This window comes from Corynebacterium sp. HMSC04H06 (assembly GCF_001815935.1).
Taxonomy (GTDB): domain Bacteria; phylum Actinomycetota; class Actinomycetes; order Mycobacteriales; family Mycobacteriaceae; genus Corynebacterium.
The window spans coordinates 20068-45192 of sequence record NZ_KV823442.1 but is presented as its reverse complement, the minus strand read 5'-3'; the positions used below and the strand labels follow the sequence as shown (position 1 = coordinate 45192).

19 protein-coding genes, 1 tRNA gene and 1 pseudogene are annotated in these 25125 nt (G+C 62.9%); 12 read left to right on the top strand and 9 right to left on the bottom strand.

The annotated features are described in order from the left end of the window. The coding region (locus tag HMPREF3067_RS08895) for an ATP-dependent helicase (RefSeq protein ID WP_070769370.1) at positions 1-4639 on the bottom strand (4639 nt) is incomplete at its 3' end. Between the two features lie 35 nt (positions 4640-4674). Between HMPREF3067_RS08895 and HMPREF3067_RS08890 the strand changes: the two genes are divergently transcribed. From HMPREF3067_RS08890 to HMPREF3067_RS08875, 4 genes are read left to right on the top strand one after another with little or no spacing between them, the layout of a single operon-like run. Beyond that, complete coding sequence (locus HMPREF3067_RS08890) at positions 4675-5433, top strand: 3'(2'),5'-bisphosphate nucleotidase CysQ (RefSeq protein ID WP_070769369.1); 759 nt, start codon at positions 4675-4677, stop codon at positions 5431-5433. A 9-nt stretch (positions 5434-5442) separates the two neighbouring features. Continuing rightward, the gene (locus HMPREF3067_RS08885; protein WP_070769368.1) at positions 5443-6240 is read left to right on the top strand and encodes a thymidylate synthase; all 798 of its coding nucleotides are present in this window, start codon (positions 5443-5445) and stop codon (positions 6238-6240) included. Next, positions 6241-6786, top strand: coding sequence for a dihydrofolate reductase (locus tag HMPREF3067_RS08880; protein WP_070769367.1), 546 nt, complete (start codon positions 6241-6243; stop codon positions 6784-6786). Between the two features lies 1 nt (position 6787). Beyond that, the gene (locus HMPREF3067_RS08875) at positions 6788-7075 is read left to right on the top strand and encodes a glutaredoxin domain-containing protein (protein WP_070769366.1); all 288 of its coding nucleotides are present in this window, start codon (positions 6788-6790) and stop codon (positions 7073-7075) included. Between the two features lie 10 nt (positions 7076-7085). On the opposite strand, the gene HMPREF3067_RS08870 is transcribed toward HMPREF3067_RS08875, so the two are convergent. Beyond that, on the bottom strand, positions 7086-7403 hold the full coding sequence (locus HMPREF3067_RS08870) for a cg0963 family protein (RefSeq protein ID WP_070769365.1): 318 nt from the start codon (positions 7401-7403) through the stop codon (positions 7086-7088). A 59-nt stretch (positions 7404-7462) separates the two neighbouring features. Between HMPREF3067_RS08870 and HMPREF3067_RS08865 the strand changes: the two genes are divergently transcribed. Next, positions 7463-7535 (top strand) — tRNA-Arg (locus tag HMPREF3067_RS08865). Between the two features lie 290 nt (positions 7536-7825). On the opposite strand, the gene HMPREF3067_RS08860 is transcribed toward HMPREF3067_RS08865, so the two are convergent. Then, positions 7826-8650, bottom strand: coding sequence for a hypothetical protein (locus HMPREF3067_RS08860; protein WP_070769364.1), 825 nt, complete (start codon positions 8648-8650; stop codon positions 7826-7828). Between the two features lie 147 nt (positions 8651-8797). Here HMPREF3067_RS08860 and HMPREF3067_RS08855 point away from each other — a divergent pair, with 147 nt between their 5' ends. The 7 genes and pseudogenes from HMPREF3067_RS08855 to HMPREF3067_RS08830 all read left to right on the top strand — a co-directional run bounded on the left by HMPREF3067_RS08855 (position 8798) and on the right by HMPREF3067_RS08830 (position 18394). Further along, complete coding sequence (locus HMPREF3067_RS08855) at positions 8798-9064, top strand: helix-turn-helix domain-containing protein (RefSeq protein ID WP_070769363.1); 267 nt, start codon at positions 8798-8800, stop codon at positions 9062-9064. A gap of 243 nt (positions 9065-9307) precedes the next feature. Beyond that, positions 9308-9457: pseudogene (locus tag HMPREF3067_RS11675) on the top strand (helix-turn-helix domain-containing protein); the annotation flags it as partial. Between the two features lie 267 nt (positions 9458-9724). Continuing rightward, a complete protein-coding gene (locus HMPREF3067_RS08850; protein ID WP_070769362.1) occupies positions 9725-11734 on the top strand; it encodes a site-specific DNA-methyltransferase in 2010 nt (669 codons plus the stop codon). A gap of 2 nt (positions 11735-11736) precedes the next feature. Next, complete coding sequence (locus HMPREF3067_RS08845) at positions 11737-14325, top strand: DEAD/DEAH box helicase (RefSeq protein ID WP_070769361.1); 2589 nt, start codon at positions 11737-11739, stop codon at positions 14323-14325. A 205-nt stretch (positions 14326-14530) separates the two neighbouring features. Then, the gene (locus HMPREF3067_RS08840) at positions 14531-15769 is read left to right on the top strand and encodes a hypothetical protein (protein ID WP_070769360.1); all 1239 of its coding nucleotides are present in this window, start codon (positions 14531-14533) and stop codon (positions 15767-15769) included. Between the two features lie 634 nt (positions 15770-16403). Further along, the gene (locus tag HMPREF3067_RS08835) at positions 16404-17309 is read left to right on the top strand and encodes an ornithine cyclodeaminase family protein (RefSeq protein ID WP_070769359.1); all 906 of its coding nucleotides are present in this window, start codon (positions 16404-16406) and stop codon (positions 17307-17309) included. Positions 17310-17395: 86 nt separating this feature from the next. Beyond that, complete coding sequence (locus HMPREF3067_RS08830) at positions 17396-18394, top strand: DUF1906 domain-containing protein (RefSeq protein WP_070769358.1); 999 nt, start codon at positions 17396-17398, stop codon at positions 18392-18394. 67 nt (positions 18395-18461) lie between these two features. Here the strand turns inward: HMPREF3067_RS08830 and HMPREF3067_RS08825 are convergent, their stop codons facing one another. From HMPREF3067_RS08825 to HMPREF3067_RS08800, 6 genes are all read right to left on the bottom strand, one after another. Beyond that, positions 18462-19808 carry a DNA-directed RNA polymerase I subunit RPA34 gene (locus HMPREF3067_RS08825; RefSeq protein ID WP_070769357.1) on the bottom strand — a complete coding sequence of 449 codons (1347 nt, stop codon included), beginning with the start codon at positions 19806-19808 and terminating at the stop codon, positions 18462-18464. Positions 19809-19883: 75 nt separating this feature from the next. Next, on the bottom strand, positions 19884-21518 hold the full coding sequence (locus HMPREF3067_RS08820) for a solute symporter family protein (RefSeq protein WP_070769356.1): 1635 nt from the start codon (positions 21516-21518) through the stop codon (positions 19884-19886). A gap of 15 nt (positions 21519-21533) precedes the next feature. Further along, positions 21534-21815, bottom strand: a complete 282-nt coding sequence (locus tag HMPREF3067_RS08815) for a DUF485 domain-containing protein (RefSeq protein ID WP_246819280.1) — start codon at positions 21813-21815, stop codon at positions 21534-21536. Positions 21816-22173: 358 nt separating this feature from the next. Further along, positions 22174-23037 (bottom strand): aldo/keto reductase, encoded by an 864-nt coding sequence (locus HMPREF3067_RS08810; protein WP_070769355.1) that lies wholly within the window; start codon positions 23035-23037, stop codon positions 22174-22176. A gap of 112 nt (positions 23038-23149) precedes the next feature. Then, entirely contained in the window at positions 23150-23509 is a 360-nt protein-coding gene (locus HMPREF3067_RS08805; RefSeq protein WP_070769354.1) for an FKBP-type peptidyl-prolyl cis-trans isomerase, read from the bottom strand. 138 nt (positions 23510-23647) lie between these two features. Further along, positions 23648-24937 (bottom strand): citrate synthase, encoded by a 1290-nt coding sequence (locus HMPREF3067_RS08800; RefSeq protein ID WP_083319237.1) that lies wholly within the window; start codon positions 24935-24937, stop codon positions 23648-23650. Between the last annotated feature and the right edge of the window lie 188 nt (positions 24938-25125).

Genomic DNA, 25125 nt, shown 5'->3' with positions numbered 1-25125 from the left:
CGGCGGCGGTGGCGGCGATCCGCAGGCCGCGGGGGCTCAGACCCGCGCCGGCGGCACGCAGCGCCTCGGCCTCTGGGGCCTGCAAGGCGGCCACGCCGTTGACCTTTTCGACGACCAAGGGCTGGAGGCGGCCAGCGGCGATGAGCTCGCGCAGCCCGCCTAACGCCCGCTGCAATGCCTCGGCCGGGTCGACGCCTTCCGGCAGCACGTGAGGGAAGGTGGTCAGGGACTTGCCGCCGCGGCTTAAATGCACGATGGGCAGCCCGTCGACCAGCGCCACGAGGGCGCCAGCGGCGCGGTTGGGCTTACCGGGGGTCTCCGGCCAAGCCAGGGCCGCGCCATAGGGGTTGGCCGGGTCGCAGGCGGCAAGCACCACGGTGTCCGGTTCGTGGCCCGACGGCCAGCCGGTGACATCGGGGCTGTCCTGATCCCCGCGCAGGCGGTCGATGACCGCGGGTACGGAGAACTGCGCCGCGCCGAGGCCCTCAATGACGTAGCCGCGCATGGCCTTGCCGGATTCCTCGAAGCCGGACAGGACCTTGTAGGCTAGGGCGAAACCGCCCAGGACGTCCTCGGCCACGACGCTGCCGCGGGTGACCACGCCGTAACGGTCCAGCCAGGCTTCGCCGTGCGCGACCGAGCGCGCCGTCGGGTCCTGCGCGGCCGGCGGGGTGAGCGCCCAACGCCCGCCCACGTCCGGCGGGGTGCTCACCCGCTGCGCTTGCGCAAAGGACGTCCTCCCCATCCGCAGGCGCGAGCGGTTCGGCCGGCGCTTGGCGCGGTGGGCTGCCTTGCCGCCGGTCTTGCCCGCCAGGCGGGCGCGCACCGGGGCGAAGGAATCCGGGGAGACCGCGCCGGCCTCCACCAGCTGCCACAGCGCCTGGCGGACCTCCTCCTCGGTGCCCGGCGCGTCGGCGGCCAGTTCCCCGAAGTGGAAGGCCCCGCCCGTGCCCAGGTGTTCCAGGAGCGCACGCTCCAGGATGGAATAGCCCTCCGGTTCGTTCTGCGGCAGCAGCTGGGCGGCGTAGTCCGCCGGCAAGAGCATGATCCAAGGATCGGCCGAGCCGGCCTTGCCCGCGCCGACGATGAGGACCTCGCCGGACAGCGTGAGCTCGTCCAGGTGGGCGGGCGAATAATCCCCCACCCGGGCCGGCAGGATGAGGCTCTCCCAGGCCGAGGCCGGGGCCTTGGCCCCAGCGAGCTGTTCGATGACCGCTAGGACCCCGTCGGCCCCGCGCAGCGCCGGGCGGGTACCGGCCGGGGCGACCTGCTGCCAGGCGGGCAGGAAGCGGGCGAAGGCGGTGGCGCTAACCGGCTCGGTCGCCGCGCGGGCGGCGGCCAGGGAACGGCTGCGGATTACCTTGAGGACCTCGGCCGCGCAGTACTCGGTCTCCTCCACCCCGGCGCGGTAGTGGCCCTCCACCACCTTGTCCAAGCCGGTGATGGCCCCGTAGGCCGCAGAGACCGACAGCCCGAAGGCGGCCGCGGCCTCGCTAATCAGGAACGGCCCGCGGGTGCGCGCCCAGCGGCTGAGCAGCTGCGGCAGCGCGTCGGTGACCGTGTCCACCTGTGCCGGCACCCCGGGCGGGACCGGGATACCCAGGCCGTCGCGCAGCAGGGCGGCGTCATTGACCTGCGCCAGGTGCTCGGTCCCGGCTATGCGCACGTGCATCACGCGGCCGGCCAGGGCGGCATCGATAGCGCTTAACGGAACGTCCGTGTGCGCCGGCAGATCCTCGATGGCCACCGGGCCCAGGGTGCGCAGCAAGTCGGCCACCTCCTCGGTGGTTCGGGCCCGGCGGTCGGGGGCGGTGCGCTGGAGCTGGGCGTGAACTTCGGCGATGATGTCGGCATCCAGCAGCTCGCGCAGCTCCACCGTGCCCAAAAGCTTGGCCAGCAGGGACGGGTCCAGGGCCAGCGCCGCGGCGCGCTTTTCCGCCAGCGGCGAGTCGCCCTCGTATATAAAGGCGCCGGTGTAGTTGAACAGAAGCGTCGAGGCGAACGGCGAGGGGCTGTCCGTGGTGACTTCTGCGATCCGGATGCGCCGGTGGCCCAGCTCCCGCATGACCTCCTGCAGGGCGGGCAGATCGTAGACGTCCTGGAGACATTCGCGCACGGTCTCCAGGATAATGGGGAAAGACGGGTACTTCCGGGCCACGTCCAGCAGCTGCTCGGCGCGCTGGCGCTGCTGCCACAGCGGGGCGCGCTTGCCGGGGTTGCGGCGCGGCAGAAGCAACGCGCGGGCGGCGCACTCGCGGAAGCGGGAGGCAAAGAGCGCGGAGCCGCCGACCTGCTCGGTGACGATGTCGGTGATGTCGTCGGCGTCAAAGTTAAACAGGCTGGCGTCCGGTTCCTGGTCGGCCTCCGGCAGGCGCAGGACGATGCCGTCGTCGCCGGCCACGGCTTGGGCGTCCATGCCGGTGTTCTCCGCCACGCGGGCGCCGACCGCCAGCGCCCAGGCGGCGTTGACCCCGCGGCCGAATGGGGTGTGCAACAGCACGCGCCAGTCGCCTAGCTCGTCGCGGAAACGCTCGAGCAGCAGGGTCGTATCATCCGGGATGAGACCGGTGGCCTCGTACTGCTCACCCAGGTAGGAAACAATGTTGTCCCGCGCGCGGACGTCGACGTCGGCGAGGATTCCCGGGTCCTGGTGGACGTCCCGGCGCCAGGCGCCCAGCGCCCGGCCGAGTTCGTAGGGGCGGCCGGCGGCGTCCCCGTTCCAGAAGGGCAACCGCCCGGTGTGCCCCGGCGCGGGGCTAACGCGCACCTGGTCGCGGGTGATGTCCTCGATCCGCCAGGAGCTAGCGCCCAGGGTGATGATGTCGCCCACGCGGGACTCGTAGACCATCTCCTCGTCGAGCTCGCCCACCCTGCGCGGGGCCTGGTTTTCGGCGCCGGAGACCAAAAAGACGCCAAACATGCCGCGGTCCGGGATGGTGCCGGCATTGGTCACCGCCACGCGCTGCGCGCCCGGGCGCGGGGTTAGCACGCCGCCGACGCGGTCGTAGACCACCCGGGGTTTGAGTTCCGAGAAATCCGTCGAAGGGTAAACGCCGCTGACTAGATCGAGCACGGCGTCGAATACCTCACGCGGCAAGTCCCGGTAGGGCCAGGCCCGCCGGACCGTGTCGTACCAGTCCTCCACTCCGAGCCCGTCCGGGGCGGCGGCGACGGCGGCCACGGTCTGCTGCGCGAGCACGTCCAGGGGGTTGGACGGGGTGTGCAGACGCTCGATGAGGCCTTCGCGCATGCGCTTGGTGGTCAGGCTGGCCTGGAGCAGGTCGGCGCGGTGCTTCGGGTAGAAGGAGCCGGTGGACACCGCGCCCACAGTGTGCCCGGCGCGGCCGACGCGCTGCAGGCCGGAGGCCACCGACGGCGGGGATTCGACCTGGATGACCAGGTCGACCGCGCCCATGTCGATGCCGAGTTCCAGCGAGCTGGTCGCCACCACCGCCTTGAGCGTGCCCTCCTTGAGCATGGTCTCGGTCATAGCGCGCTCGTCCTTGGACACGGAGCCGTGGTGGGCGCGGGCGATAACGGCCGGCGCCTTGCCCGCGACGTCGACCTGCTTCATCAGCTGCGCCGGGTCCCGGCGCGTGGGCGCGGACAAAGATTCCGGGTCGTGTTCCTGAGCGTAGAGCTCGTTGAGCCGGCTGGTCAGCCGCTCCGCGGTGCGGCGCGAGTTGACGAAGACCAGGGTCGAGCGGTGCGCCATGACCTCGGCGTAGACGTCCTGCTCGATAAAGGGCCAGATGGACTTCGCCGTCGGCAGCGCGGATTCTTCCAGCAGGTCGTCCCCGCTGGTAATGCCAATCGAATCATCCACCGTCAGCTCCCCAATGGGCGAGCCCTGCTCCGGGGTGGGCAGGTCCGCCATGTCATCCACCGGGCAGTGCACGGCCAGGTCCCAGCGCTTGCTGGCCGGCGGGGCGATGATGTCGACGGGGCGGGACCCGCCCAAAAAATGTGCCACCGTCTCCAGCGGGCGCACGGTGGCGGACAACCCGATGCGCTGGAAGTCTCCGGCCAGCAGCGCCAGCCGCTCCAGGCTCAGCGCCAGGTGCACGCCGCGCTTGGAGCCGGCCAGGGCGTGGATCTCATCCACCACGACGGTCTCGACCGAGCTCAAGACGCCCGCGGCCTTGGAGGTCAACATGAGGTAGGCCGACTCGGGCGTGGTGATAAGGATGTCCGGCGGGCGGCGAACCTGGCGGTTGCGCTCAGCCTGCGGGGTGTCCCCGGAGCGCACGCCCACCGAGATGTCCGGGTGGTCCAGGCCTAGGCGCTCGGCCACGCGGGCGATGCCGGCCAGGGGCGCGCGCAGGTTGTGCTCCACGTCCACGCCGAGGGCCTTGAGCGGGGAAATATAGAGCACTTTCACCCCGCCATGGGTGGAGCTGCGGCTGGCCTCCTGCCCGATGGGCAGGCTGGTCTGGCCGTCGCGCTCGACCAGCCTGTTGAGCGCCCAGAGGAAGGCCGCCAGGGTCTTGCCGGAGCCGGTCGGCGCGACGACCAGCGCGTGGTCGCCCTGTGAAATAGCCGACCATGCCTCCTGCTGCACCTCGGTGGGCTGCGCAAAGACCTCGGTAAACCAGTCCCGCACCGGCGGGCTGAAGCGCGACAGGATGTTTTCGGCCATGCCTTACTTTAACGCGGCGGCTAGACTCTACGGGTATGACCGTCCAGCTAGATGATGCCCGCCTGACCAACATGATCGCCGAAGGCTGCGGCGAGATCCTCAAAGGGGTCCGCAAGGGAGGCCTGCTGCGCAGCCGCGCCTTAGGCGACGCCGGGGACGAGCTCGCCCAGGAGTGGATCTCCCGGGTGCTGGCCCAGCACCGCCCCGACGACGGATTCTTGTCGGAGGAGGCCACCGACAACCCGGATCGCCTCTCCAAGGACCGCGTCTGGGTGGTCGATCCGCTCGACGGCACGAAGGAATTCGCCACGGGCCGCCAGGACTGGGCCGTGCACATCGCCCTGACCATCGACGGCCGCCCCGCGCACGCCGCGGTGGGCCTGCCGGACCTGGGCGTGACGTTCAAGTCCTCCGACGTCCGCGCGGTCACCGGCCCGCTGTCCCACAAATTCGTGGTCTCGCGCAACCGCCCGCCGAAGGTGGCGGACTATATCTCGGAGAAGATGGGATTTGAGACCGTCGGCGTGGGCTCGGCCGGCGCCAAGGCCATGCACGTGCTGCTGGGCGACTACGACGGCTATATCCACTCCGGCGGGCAGTACGAGTGGGACCAGGCCGCCCCTGTGGGCGTGGCGCTGGCCGCCGGCCTGCACGCCTCCCGCCTGGACGGCAGCCCGATCACCTTCAACAACGAGGACACCTTCATCCCGGACCTGCTGGTCTGCCGCCCGGAGCTGGCCGACGATATCCTGGCCCACGCGGCGGACTACGCCAAAGAATACGGAGGGTTCTAAACTAGCGCTATGGCATACACCCCGTACGAAGACCTGCTTTCCGACATCCTCGACCACGGCTCCCCCAAGGGCGACCGCACCGGCACGGGCACAACCTCGTTATTCGGCCGGCAGCTGCGCTACGACTTATCCGAGTCCTTCCCCCTGCTGACCACCAAGAAGGTCTACTTCCACGGGGTCATCGGTGAGCTGCTGTGGTTCCTGCGCGGCGACTCCAACGTCAAGTGGCTGCAGGACAACCGCGTGCGCATCTGGAACGAATGGGCGGACGACAACGGCGATCTGGGCCCGGTCTACGGCGTTCAGTGGCGCTCCTGGCCCACCCCGGACGGGGCCCACATCGACCAGATCTCGCAGGCGCTGGAAACACTCAAGTCCAACCCGGATTCGCGCCGCAACCTGGTCTCCGCCTGGAACGTCGCGGAGCTCGACAAGATGGCGCTGATGCCCTGCCACCTGCTCTTCCAGCTCTACGTGGCTGATGGCAAGCTCTCGCTGCAGGTCTACCAGCGCTCCGCCGATATGTTCCTGGGCGTGCCGTTCAACCTGGCCTCCTACGCCGCCTTGACCCACATGTTCGCCCAGCAGGCCGGCCTCGAGGTCGGCGAGCTGGTCTGGACCGGCGGGGATTGCCACATCTACGACAACCACCGCGCCCAGGTCGAAGAGCAGCTCTCGCGCACTCCCCGGGACTACCCGCAGCTCAAGCTGCACAAGGCGGCGTCCATGTTCGACTACGACTTCGACGACTTCGAGGTCATCGGCTACGACCCGCACCCGACCATCAAGGCCCCGGTGGCGGTCTAGATGACAAGCTTGGGCTCCATCTGGGCGCAGTCCCTGGACGGCATCATCGGCGACGGCACGGACATGCCGTGGCACGTGCCGGAGGACCTGGCGCATTTCAAGCAGACCACCCTGGGCAGCCCGGTGGTCATGGGCCGCAAGACCTGGGAGTCGCTGAACCCGAAGTTCCGCCCCCTGCCGGGCCGGGAGAATTTCATCATCTCCTCCCGCGCCCCCGGCGAGTGGTCCGCCGGCGGTGAGGTACTGGCCGGCATCGATAAGCTGCCGGAGCTCGACTCCGCCTGGGTGATGGGCGGTGGGCAGCTCTACGCCGCCACGATCGACGACGTCGACGTCATCGAAATCACCTTGATGGGCGTGAACATCGGTAGTATCTACGGCGATGAGGCGGTCTTTGCCCCCGCGGTGCCTGCCCACTTCGGGCTCAGCCGCGATAGCGACTGGCTCACCTCCGACAAGGGCCGGCTAACCATCCCGGGCACCCCGCCCAGCGATCTTCCCATGAAGTACCGCTTTTTAACCTACGAACGAAAGGACGCTGCTTAACATGAGCGTTAAGACCCCGGAAACCCACGATCACGTCACTATCTTCTACGCGGACTGGTGCCCGTTTTCCGCCCGCCTGATTAAGCGCCTCGACCGCACGGAGACCCCCTACGCCCTGGTCGATGCGGAGGCCGCGGGTACCGAGGACATCAACGAGTGGATCAAGTCCGTCAACGACGGCAACCGGATCGTGCCCACCGTCCTCTACTCCGACGGCACCCACGAGACCAACCCGGAGGCCTCTACCGTGCGCGCCAAGCTGCGCGAGCTGACCGGCGAGGAAGCCTAGTCTTCGTCGCCTAGTCCTCTCCGTCCTCTTCTTCCCCGAAGAGCTCCACCATATCTGCCGGGGACAAGGTCCCGGCCATCCCAGCCAGCTCCTTGCTGTAGATGGTGTTGAGGTAGGCCTCTAGCACCGCGCGCAGGCGCTGCGCATCATACTTGTTGAGCAGCAGCACGCGCTTGCGCTCCCCGCCCGGCATGGCCTTGTCCACGGCGAGGACCTCCACCCCATCGCGCTGGATGATCTGGGTGAAAATCTCCCGGCGCTGGACATCCACGAATTCCGCGTCCGCCCGCCGCGGCGCGCCGCCAACCTCACTGCCTTGGTGTTCCATACCGCCAACGCTAGCCGATTTCCGCGCCTCGCGCGCCCTCGGGTAACCTAGCTTCCTAGGCCCCAGTAGCTCAGGGGATAGAGCACGGCTCTCCTAAAGCCGGTGTCGGTGGTTCGAATCCACTCTGGGGCACTGCCTAACAAGGGGTTTCGGAAAACTTTTTGAAAGTGTTCAGAAAACTCCCGCGGTACGAGAGCCGGAACCTTGAAATGAGGCTTCGGCTTTCATTTTCTACCGAAACTGGCTATTTTCCCAAGAAAATGAGCCTCGGAGCGAGTCTTTCGCGACCAATTCCGGGGCTTTTGGGGTTTCCGAACATGACTGTTGGACCGGAGGGTCTTCGTTCATTGAAACCCTGCGGTCTAGCGGGTTATGCGGCCACCGGTGGCGCGTTCGGGAAAGTGCCGGCCAGGGTGTTCGCGCTATATGCACGGTCTTGGGTGTAGTGAGGTTACCCTGAGTCGAGAGGCGTTGACGTGGAAGGATTGACCTTTATTGAGGTAGCCGGTGGCGTAGTCCTTTCGGTTGTAGCAGCCGAGAAGTGGCTCGTCGGTTTCACGCGACTTTGTGTCCACAATGGACATGAAGTCTTTCGCGAAGGTGCGAGCCATTGGCACCTTCGGAGCGAAGTATGGGCCGCGGAAGTGCTCGACGTTTAACCACACAACGCCGTTGTCATCGACCTCTACGTCGCGTGCTCTTACTAGCGCAGCGTCGTTGCCGAGACCTGCACCCATGCACATAGCCACAAGCAGCATGGCTCGTTCTCGCCGAAGTCGGGTCGGTTGCGTGACCAGCCAACCCCAGAGGGCATCGAAGTCTTTCTGCTCGTAGGGTTCTCGGATCGCGTACTCAAGTTCTTTGCCCGCCACGTTGAGGCGCACGCCGAGGATGATGTCGCTGGCGGCCGTAAGGAAGAAGCGGACAGAGGCTCGTATTCCACCTTTGAACTGCTCCAGCGTGAGCAGAATGTTCGCGTCTGAGAGCACCTCTTCCGGCGTGACGTCACGTCCGGAGTGCAGCGCCGTTACCGCTGCTGTTGTGAAAGCTCGCATGACGCGGTCGGGGCCACGGTAAAGACCGTCTTTGAGCGAGAATACGGTTTCGTCCTGGTACTCGAAGCACTCGGCAGTAGCCCACCGGGCGAAAGGCCCCACCTGCTCCCAGTCGTTGTTTGAGACCATTACCGGGTTGTAATTGTCGATGTGAAAGTCGAGCTTCGCTCGTTGTTCAGACGTGAGACTCATCGAGTGCCCCACTTCCGTGCGAGGGGTCTACCCCCGCAGTGTTGTGCGTCTCTCGACATGATCACGGACCCGAACGCGCTGTCCCGGTCTACCCCCGCAGTGTTGTGCGTCTCGGAAAGCGCTTCGATAACCGATACGGTTACACCCGTGAGCACTCTTGACCCGCCGGCCACCGCCTACCCCGAGTGGCCGAATGTTGACCCCGAAGAGTTGCCCGCCGCCTACAAGAAGGCGTGGTTGATGAGGCAAGCGCTCGCACTGGAGATCGAGCGGGGATGGGCGAGCTCGCAGAGCGAATTCGCGGTGCACTCGGGTATAGGACACGCGGTTCTTCGTCGGTGGCTGGCCGGTTCGTCGTGGCCGAGCACCGAGACGGTGGCGAGTGCCGAGGCCGTGTTGGAGCTGCCGTTGTAGCCGCACCAAAACGCTCGCAAACCCCACTTGCGGTCCAAAGGCGGCTACGACTACCCCTAGCAGTGCGTTCGATGTCCCCGGCGCTACGGTTAAGGCATGGTACGACCGAAGCCCGGTAGCCCCGCCAGCCTTTACCCTGGCTGGCCTGACAGCCTGGACGTGAGCGCGCCTGAACACCAGATGATCCAGGCCATGGTGATTAACCACCGGCGCTAGCGGAACGGCTACCGAAGCGTCAAGGGGGTCGCGGAGAAGTCTGGCGTCGCCGCCTCGACCATCTCTGTCATCCTCAACGGCAGTTCGTGGCCGACGTTGGAGACCGTGACCAGGCTCGAAGTCGGCCTCGGTGTGCGTCTGTGGCTGGGAGTAAAGACCGCCCGCGGAAATACGTAGTTCGTTTTGCATACCTCCACCGTGTCGTGGGAGAGAGCAAACACCAGCAGAAAATAGTGGGGTAATTCACTGCACCGTAATGAGACGATACGTCGTCATGAACCGGCAAGACGGACTAATCCGGTACACCGTTACGGGGGCTCTGTCTAACGATCCAAAAACATGTTCCCCTCGAGCCGAATTTTCTTCGGTGTCTGTCGCTGCTCCGGCTACAATAAAGTGCGAAATATTTGAACGCCCCGACAGACGAAACGAGGCAGCGAAACGGTGGCCGGCGCGAAGCAACTACTTGAATTGACCTGGTTCAACAAGGACAAGGCGCTCATTCCCAGCGAAGAGGGACGCTACGCATACGAGTGGGTCGACCCAAAAGACCCTCGGTACTGCGAGACTCGGGCATTCGTCGTTGACGAGGTGGTCACCGGCAAGCAGTCGCCGAAGGACGAGGACACGCAATACTCGGAGCGGGCTGACTTGGACCCGACCGAGGACAATTTGCTGATCCTTGGTGAGTCCGGCGACGTGCTTGAAGGCCTTACTCGCGTGCCTGAGTTACGCGAGAAGTACCTCGGCAAGGTGAAGTGCATCTACATTGACCCGCCGTTTAACACCGCACAGACCTTTGCCAACTACGAGGACAACCTCGAACACTCCGTATGGCTCACCATGATGCGTGACCGCCTCGTTCACTTACGCAAGCTTCTTAGCAATGACGGGTCGATTTGGGTTCACCTCGATGACGTAGAAAACCACCGCATGCGCGCACTCATGGACGAAGTGTTTGGAAGTGGGAACTTCGTCACGGAGATGACCTGGGAGAAGACGTACTCTCCTCGTAATGATTCAAAGGGTATCCCGAGTGTGACAGATGTGATTTTGGTCTACCGGAAGTCTTCGGCGTTCATTCCTAATCGGCTCCCACGAACTGCCGACATGGACTCAAGATACTCAAATCCCGATGGGGACCACCGAGGGTTATGGGCAAACTCCGATGCAACCGCTTCCGGCGCCAGCACCCACCAGGGAATGGTTTACGCTATCCAGCACCCAGTTAACGGGGGACTGTTGTACCCGACGCGCGGACGACACTGGGCACAAGGTCAAGAAGACGTACTAAAGGAGATGAAGCAATACTCAAGTCAATATGCTCTGGTAGACGTTGGGGATGAAAAAACAAGAGCCGAACTTTGCGGAATTGAGGTTGATGAGGTCCGGAGGGGCGTCAAAGCCATCGTATTAACTGGCGACGTGGGTCAAGCCCTTCAGGATGGCAAGAGGCGTTACACGCAAGGGAACTGGCCCCGTTTCTGGCTCACCCAGGGCGGTGAAGGGCGCTTCCGTTACAAGTCCTACCTCGATGAGAAGCCGGGCAAAGTCCCAGTCAGCCTGCTCCCCTACAAAGACGTTGGTCACACGGACACCGCGGCGAAGGAAATTCGAGCACTCTTCCCGGGAAGTTCGGCATTCTCCACTCCCAAGCCCGAACGCCTGCTAGAGCGCGTCATCCACATCGCCACGAATCCCGGAGACGTCGTTCTCGACGTGTTTGCCGGTTCGGGAACTACCGCCGCGGTAGCTCAGAAGATGGGCCGGCGCTGGGCCACCTGTGAGCTCGTGGAGGACACCTTCAACCGCTTTACTCGCCCCCGTCTGGAAAAGGTGATTAATAACGAGGACCAAGGCGGAATCAGCATTCAGAAGCCAGAGCGCATCGACGCGACCGAGGAAGGCCTTCCCGACGGTCTTTCGCCGGAGGAAGCACAAAAATTCAACAGTGCTCTCAACAAGGTGCTTGCAGCGAACCCCGAATTCAAAACCGAAGCGGTAGTCAAAGCGCTCAAGACTGCGACGAAGACCAAGAACCAGAAGGGAGTCGTCAACTGGCGCGGAGGTGGCGGTTTTACAGTCGCCCACCTTGCTCCACAGTGTTTCGACTATGTCCCCGATTTGGGTCTAGTGACGCTTACCGAAGCGGCAACCGGTGCGACTCTCGTCAACTCTGTCGCAGCGAACCTCAACTTCTCGCTCACCCCGGACAACCGCCATTTCGACGGCAAGCGCGGCTCTATGTTCCTCAAGGTGGTCGAAGGCCGGCTCGACAAAGACAAGGCCGAAGAGCTTCTCGCCCACCTCAATGAAGGGGAAGGCGTCACGCTCGCCGCAACGGAACTCGAACCGGGAATTAGGCAGTTCGCGAGGACAACGGACACGCCGTGTCAGATTGTCCACATCCCGAACGACATTTTCACTTACTCGGCTACGCAGGAGGGCAAGTAGACATGGCACTTCCAATCGCACTTGACCAAGGACTCATCGACAGTATTGCCACAGAGTTCCAGCTACGAGACCCCAACAAGCGTGCGTTGCGCAAGCTGATCTACCACCTCACGGGCGACTTTGACCCGCTAGAGCCCATGGTCATGCACATGGCCACCGGCGCGGGCAAGACCTACCTCATGGCGGCGTTAATTGAGTATCTGTCGCGCTTCGGGGTGAAAAACGTCATGGTGGTCGTCCCACCCTCCACGGTGTTGGAGAACAAGACCGTCCAAAACTTCACTCAGGGCTCGCGTCGCTACGTTGACGGCTTTTCTTCTGCTCCCCAGGTGGTTTCGCCTGGCAACTACGGCGCGTGGCGTGCTGACCAGTCTGAGCTTTTCCGAAATGCCGCAGACGGTCCGATGGTCTACGTCTTTAACGTGTCGCAACTTATTGAGCCGAAGAGAGCCAACGCTGCCGCAGACACGAAAGACGGTATGCGCCGCAAGATTCGCGACCACCAAGAGGAGTCCGGTTCGCTCTACGATTACCTGGTTAACCTGGACGACCTCGTGGTTATCGCAGATGAGTCTCACCTGTTCGGCACGTCAGCCAAGGCGTTTAACAAGGCATTAAAGGACTTGCGTCCCGCTGCCACGATTGGGTTGACCGCTTCGGCATCCGATACGGACCACGTCATCTTCCACTACCCGCTCTATAGCGCCATCGAAGACGGCTATGTGAAGTCACCCATGCTCGTCTACCGCGAGAACGGATACCCCAAGGACTCAGCCGAGGAAAGGCAACTGCTCGACGCAGTTTCACTGTTGCGAAACAAAGAGGCGGCCTACGAGGCGTACGGCAAAGCGAACTTCCCCGGCGAAACAGGTGAGCGAAAGCGGACGAAACCGCTCTTGTTCGTCGTTTGCGAAAGCGTCGCCCACGCCGGAGAAGTCACCAAGATCCTCCAAGGCCCGGGCTATTTCGGCGACCCCGAGGCAGTGCTCCAGTTCGACAACAAACACAACGACGCGGTCACGCTGCGCCGCTTAGACGAGCTCGACAGCCCTGCGTCGACCGTGCGTGCCATTGTCTCCGTTGACCGTCTCAAGGAAGGCTGGGACACCAAACGCGTCGCAGTGATGTGCGCGCTGCGCGCCATGTCGTCGGACATTCTCACCCAGCAAACGATGGGCCGCGGCCTGCGACTGCCTTTTGGTGCCCGCACTGGTGTCGCTGAGCTGGACCAGTTGGACATCTTGAGCCACAAGTCGTTCAAGGCCCTTCTCAAGGACGAGGACGTGCTGCGATCCTTCGGCCTCGGAGATGCCGCCCAGGGTGCAATCTCGGGCATGGACGTGGAAGAAAGCTTCCGCCAAGGCGAAGGACAGGTGCAGCCAAACACCAACAACCCTTCGACCGAAACCCAAAGGGGGTCGACTTCCGGCTCGCCCGCCTGGCCGACAACCTCTTCAAGCGAAACAACGGAGGCCCCGAGCGACACCGGCACCACGGCCGGCGAAACTACCCAGGTCACTGGTGGCAACACCGGAGGTGTCTCGTTCCGACGGGTCGGTGACAACGAAACTATACAACGTGCCGACTACATCCCGGCAACGGAAATCAGGGTCAACGAGCAGTTCGCCGGAAAGACCTTCCTGTTTCCGTCCACAGTTATGGCGAAATCAACCACGCCGTTCTTGCTCAGCCACATTGACGACGAAGACATTATCCGGGCAGCACGCCGTGTCGCCGACTCCAAGGAAGCGCTCACCCGCGAAGAAATCGTCGTGCGCAAGTCCAAGCTCGACACGAAACGCACCACCGACGCGGAGGTCGAATCGGCACCCGTGGCGGAAGACGATGTCATCGGCGAACTCACCCGCCGCGTATTCGGTCTCGGGGTTGTCACCCAGAACAAAAAGAACGCGATCACACTAGCCCAATACGTCCTTCCGACATTCATGGCGAACGCCGGTATCGACCACTGGACGGAGAAAGCGAAGCAATCCGCGGTAGACGAGCTTGTCGCACTTGTAAACGAGAAGGCGCGACAGCACGCCAGCAGCCTGCAAACCGAAACAACCATCGTTCCGGTCGAACTGCCAATTGACGAAGTCGTGACCTTACCGTTTGGCAAAGAGGTGCTCCAGCAACTCTCTAAAGACCAGCAGGCGAAGTTCAAGCCCCGCGAATTCTACGACGGTTGGAACCGCGGACTGTTCCCCGCTGCGAGTTTCGACTCGTGGGGCGGAGAGTACCTCCTCGCGCTGTTGCTGAACTACACCTCCGACATCGTATGGTGGAAGCGCCTCTACTCCACTGACGGCGCGTCGATTATGTACACCACCCGCGACACCTACTACCCCGACTTCGTCGCCCAGGACTCCGACGGCACGATGTGGATTATCGAGGGCAAGTCTGACAAGGGACGAGATGACGAAACGGTACAAGCGAAGCGAGCCGCGGCTCGGGTGCTCGTCCGGGAACTGCTCGGCGAAGAGGACTTCGTCGGCCAGAAGTGGGGCTACGTCATTGCCTACGAGTCCGATATTCGGGCGTCCGAGTCGTGGGAAGACTTAAAGCGGAAGTCGAATCCCGGAGCGTGAGACATCGCGGGATTCGGGTAGCGCGAGTGCCGACCAGCAGTTACGAGAAGCAAGACGGGTACAGAAGAAAGAAGGCTCAAGATGACAACACGGGACAATTGACAAGCCTGAGTACAAGCGCCACAAGGATCGTCGTTGAACGTTTGACGAAACCTAGTGCGCTAACCGACAAACCACCCGCAAGATCGAAGGAAGATAATCGAATATGCCCAAAACAGAGCCCTACACGTATATCCGGATAATCTCCGGTGTTCAGGACAGGAGCGCAACCAGCGGTTCACTCTCTGAAGATGTTCGAATGGTTCGCTCTGCCCTCTTGTATGCCGACCGTGTGGAGATGTTCTCGGCTGGAACTACGCTACTTCGTCAAATGAAAGAATTTTCAGGAAGCGGTGATAAAGAACTCGCGCTAAGAGTGTACGCCACTATCGCGGAGTCAGAAGAGATCGACCCATCCACAAGGACGCAACTAGCGACGCTAGTGGGAGTCGCCGAGGCATACTCGGAGCAGCGTAAGCAGTTTAGCCGATCAGAGCGCAGGAATAATCCAGAGTTCAGAAAAGTCGACCTCCATTTCAACGAAGTTTTCAAAGGTCTTCGCCGAGTGGGAAACGAGACAAAACGAAGTATCGACCGAATGTGGATGAACTACGGAGGAAACGAGCTTGACGCCGCGGTGGATGCGGGATTACTCACTATCAACGACGAGTGGGCTGATGAGCTCATTCAGAAAATGGCGAACGCTGATGAGGCGGCTGAGGTGCTAGGAAGAGCGATTACCACGGCTAAAGGAAATCTTCTATTCGATTCGATGGCCGGAGGACTTGCCCGAGCTATGCATAAGGAAGGCAGATTGGTTCTTCCCGCTTTCCATCGACAAAACATCCGAACAACTCGGTTAGGTAGCAATATGATTTTACTGCTCCCAAACATGGCCCAGGTAGATGTTGAGAAGGTGTTAGAGGTGAAGGAGGAGGTTTCTGCCAGTCTTGCCAACTATCGGAGAAGCACCAAAAATCTACAGGAAAAGCTACGGGAGGATGCACTATCGCCCCACCTTGACGAAGAAATCGAACAACTGTGGTTTGATGACGTTTCTGTTCAGGTCGAGGAACTCACACAGGCTGTGTATGACAGCAGGCTAGGGACTGTAAAAGACGTTGTTGTTGCTTCAGTAAAAGAGGGTACTAAAGCGGCAGCTCACGGCGCTTTCTCCGTTGCGATAGCTACATTGCCTTCCTGGGATCTGGCAGACTTCCAGGACAACCCCGCCGCCTACGCTGCATTTGGTGCTGCTGCTTTTTCAGGCAGCGCGATATTCAAGTATGCAAATCAAGGGATTGAAGAGGGGCTCAAAACCTACCGGGTTGCGAAAAACAGCAAAAAGCAAGCACGAAATGATGGTCTCTTCTACCTGGCTAATGTGAACCACCTGGCGAACTAAGGCCAAATGCGGAACTGCGGTGTTTCTGAAACATGATGTCTCTACACAGTGAAACCTCACCTCGAAAAGGGTGAGGTTTCTTTGCTACTCGCTACCCGTGACGACGTTTAAGACCAAGCGTTCAGCCCCTGTGCGCACCTTCACGGACGGCGCGGGGACCGTTCGGTCGGTTCCGCGGCGGTTGACGAAACGGGGTTCGGAGCGGGTGCCGAAGCGCGGCGCGCTTTGCCTGATGAGCACAGTGGCGTGGAACATTTTGGGCGAGGCCGTGGAACACCGGTCGCAAGGGGGTGGGGTTGGTGCTGGTGGAGGAGTTTTCCGAAACCCCCAACAATCGACTCGAAGCCCGAACGGTTGTATTTTCCGCTGCAACGGACAACTAAGTTGGGAGCGCTGCGGCAACAAATAATAAGTAACCTGTCCCTTATACCCGCGCACTAATCCCCCCCTGTTAGTCGCGCTCATCGCTGGCCTTTTGTACCTGAATGGCGTTTTGTCAACGACCGCGTTCATCGGGGCGGCCAGCGTCATGGCCGGAACGGCCCTCATCTTGGCCGGGGTCTCCTACTTTTCGCGGCGCTAAGGGCTTTCGATAAAGGCCCCGACAAAGGCCATTCTTTGCCATCATTGAGGCATGGACTTCCTCGATTATGACACCGTCTTTGACCGTCTCGACTACCCGTCTGCGGTGGCCGCCTTGCGGGGTGCGCTGCAGGAAGGCTTCGACCCGGCAGAGGATCTCGCGCGCCAGGCCATCGACGTCCCCGGTGGGGAGTTTCTGCTCATGCCCTCGGCCACTCCGGCCGGGTTCGGGATTAAGTTGCTGTCGGTCAACGCCGAAGCCCGCGGCAACGACCCGCGCATCCAGGGCACCTACGTGCTCTTCGACCAGCAAACGTTCGCCCCCAGGGCAACCATCGACGGCATCGCGCTGACCAACCTGCGCACGCCGGCGGTCTCCCTGGCCGGTATTGCCGACGTGTTAGAGCCAGGGTCCACCGGCCCCCTGTCCGTCGCTATCTTCGGTACTGGCCCGCAGGCGCGCGCCCACGCCGCGGCGGTGCGCGAGGTCTACTCCAGGCGCGAGGTCGAGGTGACCTTCCTCAGCCGCAGCCAGCCGGAGGATCTGGAGCCGTGGGCCCAGGCCGGCACCGAGCAGGTCGACAAGGTGCTTCGCGACGCGGAGCTCATTATCACGACCACCACGGCGGCCGAGCCGGTGCTGGAGGATGCCGCGGTGCGTGACGACGCCGTCGTCGTAGCGGTCGGCTCCCACTCCCCGTCCGCGCGGGAGCTGCCCGGCGCGCTGCTGGGGCGTTCCCAGGTCATCATCGAGGACCCGGAGACCTGCTTCCGGGAGGCCGGCGACGTCATCCAGGCCGTGGACGAAGGGGCCCTCGCGCGCGAGCGCCTGGTCACCTTCCGGGACGTCGTGCGCGGCGAGGTGCTCCTGGATAGGACGCGGCCGGTGGTCTTCAAGTTCACGGGCATGCCCTGGGAGGATTTGGTTCTGGCTGAGTCCGTCGCCAGCGCGCGTTAGCCTCGACGGAACTGGGCTGGCATGATATGGTACCCCTGTTACAGATGTGACTATTGTGGTCAATTCTTATTCTTGCGAGGTCTCCTATGCCCACCCCATCTATCGGCAACCGTTCCCTGTCCCGGCGCAGCCTTTTTAAGGCCGGCGCTCTGACCGCCGCCTTCGGCACTTTCGGCGCCTACAACCTGCAGGCCGCCCCGCAGGCCCAGGCCCTGGGCCCCATCCTGGGCACCGTGCTGGACTATTCCGCCGGTGTGCCCTCCGGCGCCGCGGTCAAGGCCGCCGGCCACCTCGGCGCGATGCGCTACGTCTCACAGCGGCGCCCCGGCGCGAATTGGATGCTAGGCAAGCCAGTCAGCCTGAAGGAAACCAAGGACTTCGCCGCCCACGGGCTGGCCACCGCCTCGGTCTACCAGTTCGGCCGGGCCGGCAACGCCGACTGGTTGGCCGGCGCCGCCGGTGCCGCCACCCACGCCCCGCAGGCCATCGCCCTGCACAAGGCGGCCGGCGGCCCGACCGGGCGCCCCATCTACATCGCCATCGATGACAACCCCACCCGCGCCCAGTACACCAACCAAATCAAGCCCTACCTGCAGGCCTTTTCCGCCGCGCTCAAGGCCGCCGGCTACCAGACCGGCGTCTACGGCAACTACAACGTGATCGACTGGGCCAGCAAGGACGGCATCGGCAGCTTCTTCTGGATGCACGACTGGGGCTCGGGCGGAAAGATCCACCCGCGCACCACCATCCACCAGCTGCCCAAGGCCCAGCAGCGCAACGTCGGCGGCGTGGTCGTGGACATCAACCACGTCTACGCCAAGGACTGGGGCCAGTGGACCCCGGGCCAGGCGGCCGGCAAGCGGCCTGCCCAGAACCGCCCCGCCACCCCGGCGCCGCAGGCCCCGGCGGGCAATTCCACGACCGACGCCATCAACCACCTGAGCTCCCGCCTGAACGAGACGGTGCCGAACATGCCGAACCTGCCTCGCGTGGACGGCAACAGCATCAGCTACAACGGCTCCTCGGTCTCCATGGATCAAATCCAGCAGGCCGCAGACCTGGCCAAGCGCTTTAGCGGCCGCTAAACCTCACTAGCAATCAGGGGCAGAAGAAACCTTCTGCCCCTTTTTCTATCCCTGGCTCCGGAACGGCCTATCTGTTGCCCTTATCGTCGCTTGCTTTCTTCCCCTTGTCCCGGGAGCCGGCGTCACCGGACTTGTCGGACTTTTCTTTGTCCTTCTTCTGGTCCTTCTTGCCTTCCTTGTCCGCTTTGCCGCTGTCCTTCGCCTTGGACTCGGACTGCTGCTCGACGTCCTGCGGGTCTTCGGTCACGGTCACCGGCGCGGACTTCCGGGCGGCGGCGCTGGCCTGCTCTAGGTAGTCGTCGGTGACATGGGCGGTGACGAAATCGGTCAGGTCGTCGGCGTCGCCGTAGTAGTTGGCCGCGACTACGAAGTCGTGCCCGAAGGAGACGGTCGAGTGTATGTCGTGCTCGTTGGACCAGCCGAACTTCGTGCCCACCACGTCGTCGAGCTGCGACGTCCCGTAGTCCTGGGCGTAGCCGTCCTCGGCAAAGCGGTCGCTGTGCGACATCGCCACCAGCACCGGGTGCAGCGGGTCCTTGGCTATCAGTTGGGCGATGAAGCTGGTCACATCAAAGGTCGAGGTCGTCGAGTATCCCCAGCGCTTATCCGGCTGGGTGGACTTGAGGGAGTAGCGCTCCGCGACGTCTTCGATGGAATCAGGGTATTTCTCGTAGAGCTCCTCAGCGCTTTTGTCCGAGGAATTGGCCACCATATCCAGGGCCTCAAACTGCTCTTCGGGCTTACCGTTTTCTACCACGTATTCGGCGATGTAGAGCTTGATCAAGCTCAGCGCCGGCCGCGACTCCCGCTCGTTGGCCGTGGCCATGTGCATGCCATCGCTCAGGCCCACGTAGGTCAGCTGGCCGGGCTGGTCCGGGAAGGTCTCGGCGGCGGGTTCTTCGGCGCCCGCAGCGCCCGAGGTTGTGGTCTCCTCCTCCGAGGCCTTCTTAGCCTCGCTCGAGTCCATGCCAGTACTACCCTTGTCTTTTGCGTCCTTTTCACCCTTTGCCTCCTCGGAGTCCTTAGAGTCCTTGGCTTTGGATTCTGCGGTCGCGGACTTGGCGGTCTCGGAGCGCCTTTCTTTCGAGCGCGGAGAGTCTTTGCTGTCCTTGCCTTCCTTGCTGCGCTTGCTGTCGTTGCTGCTGGTTGCTTCGGTGGTCGCAGTGGCCTCCGAGGACTCGGTGGTTTCGGAGTCCGCGGCGAAGACGAGGTCGGGGCGGTCACTGTCGCCGAGGATGCGGGTCTCGTGCCAGGCTTCCAGCTGCGGGATTTTGTCTTTATTAGCGCTGGCCTGGGCGGGCGTGTTCTGCCCGTCGAAGCGCCCGAGTCCCCACGCGGCTGCCGCCAAAGCGGCAATGACCAGCACAGCGATGGCAGGCAGCAACAGGTGGCGCGAGGAGGATTTAGGGTTCACGGATTACATAATACAAAGAGGCACCGTGGGGGTATTGCCCACGGCGCCTCTTTCTAGCGAGTTGTCCGCCTATCTTTAGTGATCCACGGGAGCTTCCACGCCCACGCCGGTCAGGGAGCGAACTTCCATCTCGGCGGCGAGTGCTTCCAGGTGGTCCGGCTTGCCCACCAGGGTGCCGATGTAGCCGGCCAGGAAGGCCAGCGGGATGGAGACCAAGCCCGGGGAGCTCAGCGGGAAGATGGCCCAGTCTGCGCCCGGGAACATGGAGGTCTCAGTGCCGGAGACGGCCGGAGAGAAGAAGATGAGCACCAGGCAGGAGACCACGCCGGTGTAGATCGATGCCACCGCGCCGGTGGTGTTGAAGCGGCGCCAGTACAGCGAGTACAGGATGGTCGGCAGGTTGGCGGAGGCGGCCATCGCGAACGCCAGGGAGACCAAGAAGGCCACGTTCTGGGTCATGGCCAGAATACCCAGGATGATGGAGGCAATACCCAGGACCACGACGGTGATGTGGGAGACGCGCACCTGCTCTTCCTCGGTGGCCTGGCCGTCGCGCAGCACGGCGTCGTAGACGTCGTGGGCGATGGAAGCCGAGGCCGTGATGGCCAGTCCCGCGACCACGGCCAGCACGGTCGCGAACGCCACGGCGGAGATAATCGCCATGAAGATGGAACCACCCAGCTCCAGGGCGAGCAGCGGAGCCGCCGAGTTCGCGCCACCCGGCGCGTTGAGAATCCGGTCCGGGCCCACCAGGGCGGCCGCACCGTAGCCCAGGATGAGCGTCATCAGGTAGAAAGCACCGATGATAACGATCGCCCAGGTCACCGAGCGGCGGGCCTCAGTGGCGGTCGGGACGGTGTAGAACCGCATGAGCACGTGCGGCAGGCCGCCCACGCCCAGCACCAGGGAGATACCCAGGGAGATGAAGTCCAGCTTGGTGGTCAGGGTCGCGCCGTATTTCAGGCCCGGCTCCAGGATCTGCTCGGCTTGGTAGCCCTCCTTGGCGAGGTTCTCCGAGCCGGCGTGCATGTCGATGGCGTCCTGGAAGAGGGTGTTGAAGCCACCGCGGATGGAGATGAACACCAGCGCACACATGACGACCACGCCGACGACCAGGAGAACGGCCTTGATCATCTGCACGTAGGTCGTGCCCTTCATGCCGCCGATCAGGACGTAGACAATCATGATGATGCCCACGACGCCAACCACGACGGCCTGCCAGACGAATTCGTGGATGTTCAGCAGCACGGCCACCAGGGAGCCGGCGCCGGCCATTTGCGCGACCAGGTAGAACAGGGACACGAACAGGGTCGCGATGGCCGCGGCGACGCGCACTGGCTTCTGCCGCAGGCGGAAGGACAGCACGTCGGCCATGGTGAATCGACCCACGTTACGCAGGGGCTCGGCCACCAGCATCAGGGCCACCAACCAGGCCACGAAGAAGCCGACGGAGTACAAGAAGCCGTCGTAACCGGTCAGGGCGACTGCGCCCACGATGCCCAAAAAGGAAGCCGCGGACAGGTAGTCGCCGGAGATGGCCAGGCCGTTCTGGCGCCCGGAGAAGCTACCACCACCGGTGTAGAAATCGGAGGCTTCCTTGGTGGACTTGCCGGCGCGCAGCACCAGCCACATGGTCACCACCAAGAAGGCGAGGAAGATGGCGATATTGAGCAGCGGATTACCGGCCGAGGTTTCCTGGGCCACAATCATCGTCGAGTTCACGGTCTAGCCCTCCAGTTCTTTGCGAATCGCGGCCGCACGCGGCTCGATGTTCTTATTGGCGTATTTGACGTAAATCCACGTGATCAAGAACGTGGTCACGAACTGCAAAAGACCGAAGACCAGGCCGACGTTCCAGTTACCGCCCAGGGATTGCCCCATAAAGCCCGGCATGAACACGGCCATCACCACATAGAGGACGTACCACACGAAAAACGCCACCGTCATGGGGAAGGCGAACTTCCGGTAAGAGCCGCGCAGTTCAGAAAACTGCGGCGACTTTTGCATCTCTATAAAGTCTTCCGCTGTGGGTTCGCGCCGTTGGGTCGGCGGAGTACCTACTTCAGACACTGCTTTCTCCTTCACTAAACGTACTTCCTCGTCCGCGGTCGCGGCCGCGAACATTTCACACACGCTTCACAGATAACCAACAATGAGCTACCCATCACATCTGCGTTGCCAGGTAAGTTACCTTAGTCACACTGCAAGGTTGTGAAATCGGCCAAGTTTTTCGCCTTAGCAGAAATTAGCTACCCCCACTCCCCCGCCTGACCTGCACCAGTATTGCTTAGCAAAATACCCCCAGATACGCGAAAGCCCCCGCTTGCAAAGGTTGCAAACGGGGGTTATGGCATAGGCTGTGGACTTAAGCGTTGTCCCCCGGGAATTCGCGCGGATCCTTAAACATGCGGCCGAAGCCCTGCTGGCCCTCCAGGCCGTCGATGGCCTCGATGTCGGCCGCCTCTAGCTCGACGTCGACCGCGCCCAGGTTCTCCTTCAGCCGCTCGGGCTTCGCCGACTTCGGGATGACCGAAATCCCCTTATCCATGAGGTAGGCCAAGGCGATCTGGCCCGAGGAGGCGGAGTGCTTGTGGGCGACCTCCTCGATGACTGGGTTGCTCAACACGACGCCACGGGCCAGGGGCGACCAGGCCTCGGTGATGATGTCGTGTTCGGCATGGAAGCGGCGCAGCTCCGGCTGGGTAAAGCCCGGGTGCAACTCCACCTGGTTGACCACCGGCACCACGCCGGTCTGGTCGATGATCTCCTGCAGCGGCTCCTCGTAGAAGTTCGCCACACCCACGGAGGCAATCTGCCCCATGCCCTGCAGGCGGGCGATGGACTCGAAGGTCTCCACGAACAGCCCGCCCTGCGGCCACGGCCAGTGGATCATGTACAGGTCCAGGTAGTCCAGGCCCAGTTTCCGCAGCGACTCGGTAAAAGCCTCCTGGACCTTCTCCGCGCCGTGGTGATCGTGCCACGCCTTCGAGGTCACGAACAGCTCATCGCGGGTGACGTCGCCAGCACTGATGGCGTCGTTGAGCGCCATACCCAGCGCTTCTTCGTTCTCGTAGAGAGTGGCGGTGTCGAAATGACGGTAGCCCAGCTCAATGGCCTCGCGCACCACGGAGATGCACTCCTCGCCGTAGAGCTTGTAGGTACCCAGGCCCAGCTGCGGCATAGAGCGGTCGTCGTGGAAGTTAACTGATGGAACTGTCATAGTCTCCATTGTGCCTCGAAACCCCGCGCCCGTGTGGGCTAAGCAGAAGAAAATTCCCCTTCCCAGAGTCCCCGGGAAGGGGAATGCACGGAATGCGCGGCGGGCCGCGGGGGCGCCTTAGCTAGGAGGCGCGCAGCAGGTCAATGATGAAGACAAGCGTGCGACCGGACAGCGGGTGCCCGCCGCCGGCCGGGCCGTAGGCCTTCTCCGGCGGGATGATGAGCTGGCGACGCCCGCCCACCTTCATGCCGGGGATGCCCTCCTGCCAACCGGCAATGAGGCCGGTCAGCGGGAACTCGATGGACTGGCCTCGGTCCCAGGAAGAGTCGAATTCCTGGTTGGTCTCGTAATCCGCGCCCACGTAGTGAACCTCGACCAGCCCACCCGGTTGTGCCTCCTCTCCGTCACCGACGACGATGTCCTCGATGACGACGTCAGTTGGCGCCGGCTCCGTGTGGGCTTCAATCTGTGGCTTATCCATGGGGAGTTCTCCTTGGGAGTATTGGGAAGATTTGGCATGTTCAGCGCAGTGAGCACTGAACCAAATATTCCCTAGTATAAGGCAACTGCCCGCCCAGCCGAAGCCGGGCCGGGCAGTCGTCCTGCGGAATTGTGGTTTTTAGCGCTCTGCGCGCGGGGAAACCTTGCGCAGGGTTTCGCCGGTGAAGACCTGACGCGGGCGGTTGATCTTGGTGTTGATCTCCAACTGCTCGCGGTACTGGGCGATCCAGCCCGGCAGCCGGCCGATGGCGAACAGGACGGTGAAGAAGTCCGTCGGGAAGCCCATGGCGCGGTAGATCAGGCCGGTGTAGAAGTCCACGTTCGGGTACAGCTTGCGCTGGATGAAGTAGTCGTCGTTCAGAGCGATCTCTTCCAGCTTCACGGCCAGGTCCAGCAGGTGGTCGCCGCCCAGGTGCTCCAGGATCTCGTGCGCGGTATCCTTGACGATGGCCGCGCGCGGGTCGTAGTTCTTGTAGACGCGGTGGCCGAAGCCCATCAGGCGGACGCCCTTTTCCTTATTCTTCACGCGGTTCATGAAGTCGGTAGCGTCGCCGCCGTTGGCGTGGATCTCCTCCAACATCTCCAGCACGGCCTGGTTAGCGCCGCCGTGCAGCGGGCCGGACAGGGCGTTGATGCCGCCGGCGATAGAGACGAACATGTTCGCCTGCGCGGAAGCAATCATGCGCACGGTGGAAGTGGAGCAGTTCTGCTCGTGGTCGGCGTGCAGAATGAGCAGCTTGTCCAGGGCCTTGGCCACGACCGGGTCGACCTCGTAGGGCTCGGTCGGGTAACCGAACATCATGCGCAGGAAGTTCTCGCGAGCGTTCAGCGCGTTGTCCGGGTACATGTACGGCTTGCCCTGGGAGGCGCGGTAGGCGTAGGCGGCCAACATCGGGACCTTAGCCAGCAGGCGGACGGTCGCCTTGTCCAGCTGCTCTTCGTCCAGCGGGTTCAGCTGGTCCTGGTAGTAGGAGGACAGAATGTTAACCGAGGAGGCCAGCACGGCCATCGGGTGGGCGTCGCGCGGGAAGATGTTGAACTGGGCCTTGAAGTCCTCGTCCAACAGGGTGTGGTGGCGGATCTCCTGGTTGAAGTGGGTCAGCTGCTCCTCGGTCGGGAGAGCGCCCTTGATAAGGAGGTAAGAGACCTCGTTGAAGGTGGCGTTTTCCGCTAGGTCCGCGATGTCGTAGCCGCGGTGGCGCAGAATGCCCTCTTCGCCGTTAATAAAGGTGATCTTGGACTCGGTGGAGCCGGTGGAGGCATAACCCGGGTCGAAGGTGACCAGGCCCGTCTCGTTGCGAAGTTTGGAGATATCGAAACCGGAGTCACCTTCGGTGGACTGCTTGATGTCCATCTCGTACTCGCCACCCGGGTAGTGCAGTACAACCTTGTTGTCTTCAGAAGCCACGTGCTTGTCCTTTCTGTAATCCTTTACGCGCTTGGGAGCCAGAGAAAAAGATGCGGTCGGCTTTACCCAGCGATACTATGCCCTAAAAGCGTTCGGGCATACCAGGCACCACTTTACCAATTATCTGTGACCCCTACTACACCAACCGGACAAGCGTCCTGTTAAATGCCGCTACCGCCTCGTTTCCC